An 11,527-nucleotide genomic window follows, 5' to 3' on the forward strand; every position below is an offset into this window, starting at 1 on the left:
TAAGTTATAACTGATTTTCTATCTTTATCCCCGGTTTTTTATCATCATCACCTGCACAACTTGTATGGCAATGTCCCTTGATATACCTAAAGCTTGATATAAATCGTTTAAAAAACTATTTTCTTCTTCAGTAAAGATACCCGAGGCTAATATTAAATCCGCCGTTACCGCAAAAGCCGCTTCCCGTAAGTCGGGGGGCAGAGATTCTTTAGCTGTATCAAATAAAGTATTGATACCATCCCGCTGGAGAATTCCTAGGAGTTTGTCAAACAGCCTGTTGATTACATCATTGGGATAACTTCTGAAAAGCTTCATCCGAGACAGAGTAGCCGTGAACTCTCTTGTTTCTTCTTCAGAAAGATAACCGTCGGAGGCGTATGCCGCTAGAGTAATAGCAGCAAAGGCTTCTGCTGGACTGAATGCTTCTTGGACTTGAGTATGTGCGCTAAACATTTTATCGACTAAACCCATTGTAGTTTGCTCCATCATTTAGGTCTTAGTAGTGATGTCGTTACCTGTTCTTTACGTAATACTTAGGTAATTTAAATAACTCCTTTGACCTTAGTGCTTTTAGTGTTCCCAAGAATTCTCAGTATTGAACACTTGCACCTCAAAGATGTGGAAAACAAGTCTACAACTAAGGTTGGGGTTAGCGTTGACCTGATTTTTCAATCGTTTCGATGACTGCTAACCCAATACCAGAAGCTGCGATTAGCAGTACAGCTGATACTAAGTAAGCGTTGACAAGCATTTGGAGGGCTTCGTTAAAAAAAATGTAGGTGTTCATTGCTTTATCTTCCGAACTCTATGTGTGTTAGTGCTATTTCTTTCTTCACATCCTGATTGATGTTTTTCGTTAAGAAACTACTAACATTTGCATCTTAACAAAACTTTAGCTGATTGATGACTTTTTCTTTTTGAAGATTCGATGAATGTCTAGCATGATTTGGTACAATGCAATACGGAAAATTTTTTAAGTAAAAATTACATCACCTTATACTCGCGTATAAATGATTTTATCAATTAGTAAACTCAATAACATCAGGCAATAAAAATAGAAAAGATGGAACTATTAGAGTTAGAAATATCTACTAGTCGTTTATTATTACAAACAATATCTATGAAATATCAAGAGGATATTTTTAAAGAATTTAATCAAGAAATTACTACTTATATGTATACCAAACCTCCGAAACATATTTCGGAGACAGAAGATTTTATTAATAACTCACTCAGCGAAATAAAAAAAGGTGAAAATCTTGTACTTGTTATTTTAAATAATAATTCTTTCAAGTTTTTGGGTTGTACGGGAATCCACCAAATAAATAGTAATCAGCCAGAACTGGGTATTTGGTTGAAGAAATCAGCACATGGCAAAGGTTATGGATTAGAGACTATCATCGCTCTGAAAACATGGGCTGAGGAAAACTTAGATTTTCAATATCTTGTCTATTGTGCCGATAAAGCAAATATTCCCAGTCGTCGAATTCCTGAAAAGCTTGGTGGCAAAATTATTAGAGAATATAAGAAGACAAATTTAAGTGGAAGAGTTTTAAATATTTTAGAGTATGCAATTCCTAAGGCTGGGTAATGGGTAATGGGTAATGGGGTTTTTAAAGAGGGGAAAAGGTTAAAGGGAAAAGGGTAAAGGAATAAAGAACTTTCTTTTTCTTCCCTTTCCCCCTTCCCCCTTCCCCTTTCCCCCTCTTCTTTCCCCCTTGTCTCCCTTGTCCCTAAATACTATCCCGGACTAATAACTAAAACTGGCGAGTCTGGTTGGCGATAATAGCGGGTCATGTCGTCAAACTTTCGCAATTCGGCACGATTTACCAAAAATTCGGGTGAATTTCCCAACCATTGTTGATTTAATTCAGAAAGCATTGTACTTAAGCTTGTGCGGTCTAAATCGGGCGATATCTCGCCAAAATAGCCTAATGTAATGTGTGCTGTAAAGTGATAATGCTGTTCAATGCCTAAAGCAACTAGCTGGGGATTTTGATAAATTGTCCGGCGTAAGTTAATAATCTGCTCGTAACAGCTTTCATCTTGGGGTACTAAACAAACGCCTATAGCTCTTGGCATTATAATTAGTCCTAACATCTGCCAGCAAATCAGATTATTTCCCTTTGTGATGGATTGTTGATATTGCTGAAAGATTTGGGCAATGCAAGAGCGTAACTCTTGTTCAAATTCGGGATTTTTTTCGCAGGCATCGCGGTAAGCATCGTCCCAAATTAAATCTGCCAAAGTTAGATGAAAGCTGCTAGAAGGTACGGGAATAATCAAATTACCGTTTTTTGGCAGCTGCAACAGTTCTTGTTGGTAAGTTTGTAATTTGGTATAGAAAGCAGAGTTTTCCGATTCATCCTCCCACGGTGGGGTAATTATCGTATATCCAGGAAAGGGTACAGCTTGTCTAAGTCCCTGAACATGCGGCTGAAACTTAGACGATTCCTGGATATGCTGGATTTGGGATCTATAAGCTTCTGGCAGCGTCATTCTTGCTACCCGATTTAAGTAAGTTTGATAGTTGTCGTCCAATCTTTAATGCCTCCCGCGCTCACGTTTATTGATTTTAGGGAAATTTATCGTGATTTAAAAAGTATTTAGCTTTTCTTGCGCTGAAGAAGCGATGATATTTTCAGTTGAGGTTGCTCTATGCCAGTTTACGTTTACTGGGGTGAAGATGATTTTTCTATCGAAAAGGCGATCGCTCTTTTGCGCGATCGCATCCTCGACCCCAATTGGATCGGTTTTAACTACACTTCTATTTCCCCAGATCAACCCGATGCGGCGATAATAGCGCTAAATCAAGTTATGACACCAATTTTTGGTGCTGGTGGACGCTTGGTATGGCTGATGAATACTACTATCAGTCAGAACTGCCCAGAGAATGTATTAACAGAATTACAGAGAACGCTGCCAGTAATTCCCGAAGATTCATTTTTATTGCTCACTAGTCGCAATAAACCAGATGAACGCCTGAAATCGACAAAATTACTGAAACAATATGCTAAAGAATTCCGGGAATTTCCGCTAATACCAACTTGGAAGACAGACTTGCTGCTGCAATCAGTTAATCAAGCGGCTGAAATTGTTGGTGTGAAGCTGAGTCCCAAATGTGCGGAACTTTTAGCAGAGTCTGTAGGTAATGATACACGTCTGTTATACAATGAGTTGGAGAAGTTACGGCTTTATACTGAAGGCAGCAATCAGCCTTTAGAGGTTGACGTAGTTGCTCGGCTAGTCAGAAACACCACACAAAACAGCTTTCAATTGGCGGATGCAATCATTATGGGAGATACGGCAAAAGCTTTAACAACCTTAGCGGATTTGATGAATGCTTCTGAACCTGGTTTGCGGATAGTGGCTACACTGATTAGTCGATTTCGCACATGGTTGTGGGTAAAAATTATGATTGAAAGTGGAGAGCGAAATCAACAAGCGATCGCTCAAGCTGCTGAGATAGGCAATCCTAAGCGCATTTACTTTTTACAGCAAGAAATAAAGTCTGTTTCTTTGCCACAACTTATTTCTACTTTACCCGTACTATTAGAGTTAGAAGTTAGTCTCAAGCAAGGAGCTTCCGAGATATCAACACTGCAAACTAAAGTTATCGAACTTTGTCAGTTATACCGATAAAGCTGACAATAGATTATCCTTTTCTTGGAACTTCTAACTTCTAAAATAATTCAAAGTTCTTAAGATATCCCTACTGTGTTTCCGTGTCAGACCGCATATGAAAATTATATCCTATTTCTTTTTTGGATCAAGAAAGCAACTAATGCTTGAAAAATCGTTTTTATTTGGCGCTCTAGCCGCTGTGGGTCTTGCTTCTAGCGCTTTTGCTTTCAGTTACCAAGTTGATGCCCAAACTCCAACTGAAATTAGAAATTATGCTAAAGCTGTCTTAGCGATGGAGCCAGAGCGACGCCGAACATTTGAGGGAATTAAAAAACTTATTGGTGGCGGGGAAATTCCCCAGATTGTTTGTAGCAACCCCAACAGCCTCAACGGTTTGCCAAACAAAGCGCGAGAACTTGCGGTAAATTATTGTAATCGCTCGCAACAAATAGTTGAACAAAATGGTCTCAGCATTGATAATTTTAACAAGATTACTAGAGACTTACAAAGTAATCAAAAATTAAAAGATGAAGTTTACAATACACTACTCGATTTGCAAAAAAAACCTTAGTTTTTCTAAGTAAATTTTTCGTAACAATTAAAAATTATCTGATTACATACTAGTACCCCTGGATTTATTCAGGGGAAAAATATTTATTATTTAATAGTAAATAATAATTAGTGACTTTTTTAATTAACTACTTGTTCCCCACTGAAGGCAATTGATGATCAAGAGTGCGATCGCACTCATAGCGCTACTAGTGATAAGTATGTTTGTATGAAAAATTACTTAAGTGTAACTATTTGTAATTATCGCTGACATAACAATAAATTTGTATATAAATATATCAGTATTTAATTTGATGTTTGCTGCATTACGCACAATTGCGGCAAAACCCCTCATACAAGCGCAGAGGGGTTAAATGTAGAGTTATTTTTTTCGGCATTGCAAATATATCAATCTTAATTGATTCGTGAAATTCGCTCCTCAAAGCAGTGAATAATTACATTTCACTAATCAATTCGGATTGTCGAATTTCCTTAGTTCTGGGTGTGAATATTTGCTTGTCGCTTGGCGTGAATGTTTTTCATGTGCTTCTTGACCGTATTCAGGCTAATATAAAGCTGGACGGCAATTTCTTTGTAGCTGTAGTTGCAGCGATAAAGAAGCCAAATTTCAGCTTCTCGTGGTGTTAAGTCGTATTTTTTGACTTCAGCGATCGCTACATTTTTTAACGTCTCACATTTATTTTCGATTGTCACCAACAAGCAAGGACGTTGTAACGGATCTACATCTAGCCATCTTACCCGCAAGCGAAAAATATTAAACTTATTAAGCACAATCTCATCAGAGAGAATGACGTGTTGGTTGGGAAATAAACTCCAATCAATCAACGATTTGCAATGATGCCAAATGGCTGGTGGTACAAAGTTAGCCTGAGAAATGCCTTGACTTATTTGACCACAAATGCTTCTCGCAGATGCGTTAGCATGAACGATTTCTCCTATCTCCGTCAAGATTAAGATGCCATCTTGTAAGCCTTCAATTACTTTTTGTAAAAAATCTAGTTGTTTTGTTTTCAAATTAGCATTATTTAGCTCTGGTGATTCAACGGCTGTTGGTGCTAATGTGTTTGTTATGCTTATCATAATAAATGCTTCAATCAAAACACTATTTATTTAGTAGTTTGATTTGCATAAACATATGCACCCTGAGTTGTATCAAGTCCGTCGAATTAACATTACAGCAGTTTTCATTTATTTGAACCTGTGGTCTAAGTAAGCTGAAAATAGCTGTAATAAAAACATACCTACCGTCGTAGAGACGTTTCTGTGTGGAACGTCTCTACATTCAGCAGATCGCAAACTTTTCCCAAAAGGGCGATCGCCAATAAATAAGCACGTAATTCATATATTTATCAATTTTTGAACATTTTCCCAAAGTGAAATGGTGAAAGTAGTGTGTACCATGTTGGCTAAAATCAACCTAAACTTCTAGCTCTGTGAAACTGCAACTCTGAAAATTCCAAATCTACTCCTTTAATTACTGGAAAACTATTCCTTTACAGGTGTCAACAGCCTAAGGTATTATGGTTGCGTAAAAAGTAGATGTGACGCTTATTACTGCAAAAAAATGGATAAGACAAAATTGCAACGCCTGCTGGCTAAGAGTGTTGCTTCTTACCAGAAAGAGAAACGGACATGAAATACCAATAGCTTGGCAGCAGCGATCTACATAAGAACAGATTATGACGCTGTTTCAAAAGGTCGGTATGCACCCGACTAATATGCCGGACACCGCAGCGCTTATGAGCGTGGAGCGTTCCCAAGGGTGCATATCATCACCTAGCAACAGGGTTTACTGACCACAAAATCAATACTTTCAGCAGATAAAACGAAGCGATGTGCCGTGTCAACGCTCCGGCTCTATTTGAGGGTTCCGAAGAATGAACATACCGCAATGAATGAATCACGCCACTAGATAACCCTGTAACTGTAAAGGAGAAACTACGATGGATAGTATCTACTACGATCGCCTGACAAAGGATAACTGCGCGATGCTGATGATTGACCATCAGACTGGCACGATGTTGGGTGTACAAGACATTAAACTGTCCGAGTTCCGCAGCAATGTGCTGGCTCTGGCAAAAACAGCGAAGATGCACGACTTGCCGACTATCCTCACCGCTAGTTTTGCCGAAGGACCCAATGGTCCACTGATGGAGGAGTTAACCGCCATGTTTCCAGATGCGCCCACCATATATCGCCCCGGTCCGATCAGCGCGTGGGACGACCCCAACTTTGTCCAGGCGGTTGAGACGACGGGACGCAAGAAACTCATTATGTCAGGCGTAACCACAGACGTATGCCTAATGTTTCCAGCACTACAAGCAAAGGCTCAGGGCTATGACGTGTACGCTGTGTACGATTGTTCTGGATGCTGGGATCAGATGTCGGAAATGATGTCTTGTATGCGGATGGTACAGGCTGGGATCAAGGTCGTCAACTGGGCTGCCATCACTGCTGACCTGCAAGCCGACTGGCGGCGTCCTACAGCGGCTGGTACGCTGGACGTGTTCCACCAGCACCTGCCTTTCTATAATTTCCTGTCCAACAACCAGAACGCTCTTAAAAACGGTATTCCTGGACTGAACGCGCCTAAATCCGACAGCGTGGACAACGGCGAAAAAATTGTCACTACGACTAACTAGCAACTTGTCTTGGGATTGTGCCGATCTCGGCACAAGTGCGATATGACACAAGCCATATTGAAGTAGGGGTAGAGAAATGCTGTACCCCTACGATGATTTGGAATGAGCAAATTTGGAATTTCTTTATGTGCGTCCAACAAGACTCGCGACTACTGTTGCTAACTCAGCCGGTTCAACAGGTTTAGGTAAATGTAGCTGATAACCAGATTGTATGACTCGCATTCTATCTTCTGCTCTAGCATAAGCTGTCAGGGCTGCTGCGGGAATATTTCCGCCTTTGTCTGGGGGTTGCGATCGCACTTTGCGAATCAATGAGTAACCGTCTTCTTCTGGCATTCCGATATCGCTAATTAAAACATCTGGTTGAGAGTGTGCTATAATTTCTAGGGCTTCCTGCACTGATGCAACCGCCTGAACTTCGGCAGCGCACTGTTCGAGTACGGTGGTGATAAAGTCACGAATATCAACTTCGTCGTCTACCACCAGCACGCGGACACCTCTTAGGGAGGGGGGGAGGGGAGCAGGGGGAGAGGGGGAGAGGGGGAGAGCGGGAGTGTTGTTCTGTGTGTTTGTTTGTCCGAGGTTGGCGTTGAGTAGTGGCAGTTTAAGTGTGAATTTGGAGCCTTTGCCAACACCTGCACTTTCTACACAAACAGTACCACCATGTAGTTCTACTAGATGACGGACGATTGATAATCCTAATCCTAATCCGCCGTGGGATCTGGTGCTGGAACTATCTGCTTGACGAAAGCGATCGAAGACATAAGGTATAAATTCCGGTTTGATACCAATGCCTGTGTCGCTTACCGTAATTTCCACATGAGAATTAATTTGCTGCAAATTAACTTGCACGCGCCCGCCTTGGGGTGTAAACTTGATTGCGTTGGATAGTAGATTCCAAATAATTTGCTGCAAGCGTCCAGAATCGCCAAGGATTGGTTCAGTATTTCGGTCAATTGAAGTTTCGATGTGAATTTCTTTTGCATCAGCCGCTAGACGTACAGAATCGATTGCTGATTCAATAATCGGCACTAAATCGCAACTGCGGACATTGAGACGCAATTTGCCTCTAATCATCCGCGAGATATCTAACAAGTCTTCAATTAGTTGTGTTTGCGCTCTAGCGTTGCGCTCGATTGTCTCTAAAGCTTTAGCGGTTTGAGTTTCGGTAAGCTTGCGTGAAGAACGTAGCATCTGTGCCCAACCGAGAATGGCGTTGAGAGGCGATCGCAATTCATGCGATAATATTGCCAGAAACTCATCTTTCATCCGATTTGCTTCTGTAAGTTGCTCTGTTTGCTGTTGCAAAGAACTAATCAAGCTTGCTCTTTCCATTGCGATCGCTATCTGGTCGCAAACCGCTTGCATCATCCCAATTTCATTTTGGCTAAAGCTATCTTTACTGCGGCTGGCAAAGGAAAGTGTACCTAAAACTCGTCCCCGCGCTACCAACGGATAACTATAATATGCGGTAATGCCAATAGCGCGAATTATTTCTGTTTTCACATCCTTTGATTGCTGCACATTCTCTAAAGCAATTGCACGGTGTTCCATTGCAACTGTACCGCATACCGCTTGCCCAAACTCCAACCACTCAATATCTTTAGCAAGTTCCTCAGAAATACCACTATAAGAAGCTAGCCGCAAGACTAATTCGTTTTCTTCAACTAAATAGTTAAAATAAGCATCTAAACCAATTTGCTCGGCAAGTTTTTGGAATAAACCATCAAGCAGTGTTACTGGTTCTTGGCTCGATAGTAAATCGCTAGCGGTGCCAAATAAAAGCTGAAGCCTTTTATAACCTAATGAAAGCGCTTTTTCTACCCGCTTGAGGTTGGTGATGTCTTGAAATGTCAAAACGCAGGTAGCTCCAAGACCGTGCATTGCCGGCAGAGTATCTGCATATATTAGCAGAGAACGGATTCCTTCAGGCGTGTGCCAGTTCAACTCTACCCCATCGAGACGTTCGCCACGAGCAACTCTTACCCCAGGTGCTTGTTCGTTCTCAATCGGATTTCCTGCTGCATCTGTGCTGTAATAAGTTGTGTAATAATCTTCCACGCATTCAGCTAAAGGAAATTTACCTCCAGCTAATTCGTCAGCAGCGCGATTGGCGAAAGTTACCCGTGCAGTTTTTGGTTCGATAAACAGCAAAGGTGTTGGCATTAAGTTTACAGCATCTTCCAGCCATTTTTGCTGATTTTGCAGAACTTCTTCGGCACGCTTGCGGACGGTGATATCGTCAGTCACGCCGAGAATCTGGTAAATTTCACCTTTCTCATCCAGGATTGGCACATATTTGATGAGTGTAGTGGAAGTACCATAATCAGGTAAATTTATTGTGGCTTCTACGGTTTGTAAGGTGCGCGTTTGCAGTGCTTTTTTTAAAGTTGGTAAATAAGCGTTTGTAATTTCTGGTGGAAAAATTTCCTCGTCAGTGCGTCCTTTGATTTCTTCTAATGACTTGTTAGTGCGTTGCAAACCCGCAGCGTTGACAAATTGTAATCGCAATTCGGCATCATATATACCAAACACATCGGGGATATTATCAATAGCCAAGCGAAATCTTTCTTCGCTGCGACGTAAGGCGGCTTCTGCAAGAGTGCGATCGCTCAAGTCTAAAATAAAGGCTACTGACTGTTCCCGTTCTTCTCCCCGCAAAGTGTAACCAACTACAACCCGGACGCGACTACCGTCAAAACGAATGTATTCTTTTTCATAAGGAGTACAAGCACCAGTTAATTTTGCCTCGGCGATCGCAATTTCATCCAGATGCAGATATTCTGGTGGTGTGATGTCAATCCAGTCTATCTTCCCGGCTACCAAATCCTCTCGCGTGTAGCCGATAATTCGCAAAAATTCATCATTTGCCTGTAAAATACCCCCGTAAATGTCGCCAAAAAGAATGCCGATGACGTTAGCATCTACGAAACCCATCAATTTTTGTTCGTTGTGTTTCAGCGCTTCTATTGCGCGATCGCGTTCTAAGCTAAGGTGTTCAATTAGCGCTGCACTTTGCCAAATCAAAACGACGAAACTGACAATAACGATGATGGCAAACATTGACACTGCAAACGCCGCATCATACTGTTTTTGACGTTGACCTTCAACGATTAACCAGCCGATCGCACAAGGAAGTGCGATCGCCGCAAACAATAAACGCCTCGCAAGCAACCCAGCGTCAGTATCACTTGTTACTACCCGCATCAACCCTGACTCTGGACGACTCCAAAGAATGCCCGCACAGAGTACTATGAAGGTCAGTGCCGTCAGTAACGCCATAGATGTTGTGTAAGGAGCAACACCGTAAAGCACTTTTACGTTGTAGGCATAGCCGATGACAGCTTGTAAAGAAATCAAAGCAGCTATCAGGGTAAGAATTTGAGCATACCAAAAGCTACGGCGGGTTTTTGGATGCATTATAAGCTCTATAGCTCTACCAACCAGCACAAAATTCAATGCCGTGTTTAACCCCATTCGCCCAGGATAAAATGTTGTCACAGACGATGAGTCACGCAACAGCAATTCATCAATACCAAAATTCCAGCCGAACACATATTCAATCAGCGTGAGCAAACCAATTAACATCACTGCGACTGAACATACTTTGGAAAGCCAGAAGGTTGGGGTTTTAGAGGGTTCGGAGGGTTCAAAGACAAACTCCCCCTGCCCCCTGCCCCCTGCCCCCTGCCCCCTGCTCCCTGCCCCCTGCCCCCTATCTCCTTCTTGCGACCACAGCGAAACACCAGACAGTACAAAGCACAATGCTGTATTCGCTTTCATTATTGAGGTACTGTTCCCAAAGCCATGCGTGACAACTTCGATGTTCAGCCACCACCCAAGCAGTACTAAGCCACCAACACAAATAGCGATCGCACTGGCAATTTTTCCAATAACTTTGGGTGAAAATGTCAGAGGTATATCATGCAGATGCAAGCGGTTGCCTTTTAACATTGAGCTTTGTTTAACTGCATCTATCTAAGGCGGGACAGTTTGGTATTTCTTTCGTTACAAACGGTTATACCCATTGTTTTTCATACTACTTACTTAAATTATTTTTACATCTACCTTTGTGCAGATTTTCTTCTTTTGGGAATTGGGAATAGGGCAATTGTTTAATGGGCATAGGTTTGGCTGTGCGGTCTTGGGGATCACCTGCGTGGAGCATCTGCCGTCATGGGGCATTGGTGTTTAAGTGTAGAACGAGACATTCCCAGTTAAAAGCTTAAAGTTTCGTGTTGCGAACTCGAAGTTTCATGTTCTGAAGCTCAAGTTTCGTGTTCAGAACTCGAAGTTTCATGTTCAGAACTCGAAGTTTCATGTTCAGAACTCGAAGTTTCATGTTCAGAAGCTGAAGTTTCATGTTCAGAAGCTGAAGTTTCATGTTCAGAAGCTGAAGTTTCATGTTCAGAAGCTGAAGTTTCATGTTCAGAAGCTGAAGTTTCGTGTTCAGAACTCGAAGTTTCGTGTTTTCCTTCTCGTTTCCTTGCTCTGCCAGTAAATGTAGTTCTTGGAGAACTGCTGCCTCCATTACTAACAGTCGAGGCAGCAGCCCACTAAATGCGTTCCCATTCCCGATTCCCCATTCCCGATTCCCCATGCCCTTTGAAGAGGGGGAAAGGGGAAAGGGGAAAGGGGAAAGGGAAAATGTTGAAATATTTTCACTTCTCTTCGACTGATTTTATATGACT

Annotated in this window: 9 protein-coding genes; 4 read left to right on the plus strand and 5 right to left on the minus strand. The window is 41.7% G+C overall.

What is annotated here, in order from left to right; translation table 11 throughout:
- Positions 1 to 24 precede the first annotated feature (24 nt).
- Both PI95_RS15700 and PI95_RS35240 read right to left on the minus strand, forming a co-directional pair.
- A complete protein-coding gene (locus PI95_RS15700; protein WP_039740603.1) occupies positions 25 to 471 on the minus strand; it encodes a tellurite resistance TerB family protein in 447 nt (148 codons plus the stop codon).
- Positions 472 to 649: 178 nt separating this feature from the next.
- Positions 650 to 787: a hypothetical protein gene (locus tag PI95_RS35240; protein ID WP_039739662.1), complete on the minus strand. Its 138-nt coding sequence runs from the start codon at positions 785 to 787 to the stop codon at positions 650 to 652.
- Between the two features lie 276 nt (positions 788 to 1,063).
- Here PI95_RS35240 and PI95_RS15705 point away from each other — a divergent pair, with 276 nt between their 5' ends.
- Complete coding sequence (locus tag PI95_RS15705) at positions 1,064 to 1,591, plus strand: GNAT family N-acetyltransferase (RefSeq protein WP_039739659.1); 528 nt, start codon at positions 1,064 to 1,066, stop codon at positions 1,589 to 1,591.
- 149 nt (positions 1,592 to 1,740) lie between these two features.
- On the opposite strand, the gene PI95_RS15710 is transcribed toward PI95_RS15705, so the two are convergent.
- Positions 1,741 to 2,541 carry a DUF1868 domain-containing protein gene (locus tag PI95_RS15710; protein ID WP_201280463.1) on the minus strand — a complete coding sequence of 267 codons (801 nt, stop codon included), beginning with the start codon at positions 2,539 to 2,541 and terminating at the stop codon, positions 1,741 to 1,743.
- Positions 2,542 to 2,658: 117 nt separating this feature from the next.
- Here PI95_RS15710 and holA point away from each other — a divergent pair, with 117 nt between their 5' ends.
- Both holA and PI95_RS15720 read left to right on the plus strand, forming a co-directional pair.
- Complete coding sequence (gene holA, locus PI95_RS15715; RefSeq protein ID WP_163518928.1) at positions 2,659 to 3,642, plus strand: DNA polymerase III subunit delta; 984 nt, start codon at positions 2,659 to 2,661, stop codon at positions 3,640 to 3,642.
- A 142-nt stretch (positions 3,643 to 3,784) separates the two neighbouring features.
- Positions 3,785 to 4,195 carry a DUF4168 domain-containing protein gene (locus PI95_RS15720; protein ID WP_236117076.1) on the plus strand — a complete coding sequence of 137 codons (411 nt, stop codon included), beginning with the start codon at positions 3,785 to 3,787 and terminating at the stop codon, positions 4,193 to 4,195.
- 470 nt (positions 4,196 to 4,665) lie between these two features.
- Here the strand turns inward: PI95_RS15720 and PI95_RS15725 are convergent, their stop codons facing one another.
- Complete coding sequence (locus PI95_RS15725) at positions 4,666 to 5,274, minus strand: helix-turn-helix transcriptional regulator (RefSeq protein ID WP_039739650.1); 609 nt, start codon at positions 5,272 to 5,274, stop codon at positions 4,666 to 4,668.
- An 863-nt stretch (positions 5,275 to 6,137) separates the two neighbouring features.
- On the opposite strand from PI95_RS15725, the gene PI95_RS15730 reads away from it, so the two are divergent.
- Positions 6,138 to 6,836 carry an isochorismatase family protein gene (locus PI95_RS15730; RefSeq protein ID WP_052324787.1) on the plus strand — a complete coding sequence of 233 codons (699 nt, stop codon included), beginning with the start codon at positions 6,138 to 6,140 and terminating at the stop codon, positions 6,834 to 6,836.
- Between the two features lie 123 nt (positions 6,837 to 6,959).
- Here the strand turns inward: PI95_RS15730 and PI95_RS15735 are convergent, their stop codons facing one another.
- On the minus strand, positions 6,960 to 10,790 hold the full coding sequence (locus tag PI95_RS15735; RefSeq protein WP_039739646.1) for a PAS domain-containing hybrid sensor histidine kinase/response regulator: 3,831 nt from the start codon (positions 10,788 to 10,790) through the stop codon (positions 6,960 to 6,962).
- Positions 10,791 to 11,527: the final 737 nt, after the last annotated feature.

Origin of the sequence: Hassallia byssoidea VB512170 (assembly GCF_000817785.2) — a bacterium.
Taxonomy (GTDB): domain Bacteria; phylum Cyanobacteriota; class Cyanobacteriia; order Cyanobacteriales; family Nostocaceae; genus Hassallia; species Hassallia carrinoi.

What these genes read in the sequence shown, in the direction of transcription:
- PI95_RS15700 (WP_039740603.1), bottom strand. Translation starts at nt 471, where the DNA reads ATGGGTTTAGTCGATAAAATGTTTAGCGCACATACTCAAGTCCAAGAA.
- PI95_RS35240 (WP_039739662.1), bottom strand. Translation starts at nt 787, where the DNA reads ATGAACACCTACATTTTTTTTAACGAAGCCCTCCAAATGCTTGTCAAC.
- PI95_RS15705 (WP_039739659.1), top strand. Translation starts at nt 1,064, where the DNA reads ATGGAACTATTAGAGTTAGAAATATCTACTAGTCGTTTATTATTACAA.
- holA (WP_163518928.1), top strand. Translation starts at nt 2,659, where the DNA reads ATGCCAGTTTACGTTTACTGGGGTGAAGATGATTTTTCTATCGAAAAG.
- PI95_RS15720 (WP_236117076.1), top strand. Translation starts at nt 3,785, where the DNA reads ATGCTTGAAAAATCGTTTTTATTTGGCGCTCTAGCCGCTGTGGGTCTT.
- PI95_RS15725 (WP_039739650.1), bottom strand. Translation starts at nt 5,274, where the DNA reads ATGATAAGCATAACAAACACATTAGCACCAACAGCCGTTGAATCACCA.
- PI95_RS15730 (WP_052324787.1), top strand. Translation starts at nt 6,138, where the DNA reads ATGGATAGTATCTACTACGATCGCCTGACAAAGGATAACTGCGCGATG.
- PI95_RS15735 (WP_039739646.1), bottom strand. Translation starts at nt 10,790, where the DNA reads ATGTTAAAAGGCAACCGCTTGCATCTGCATGATATACCTCTGACATTT.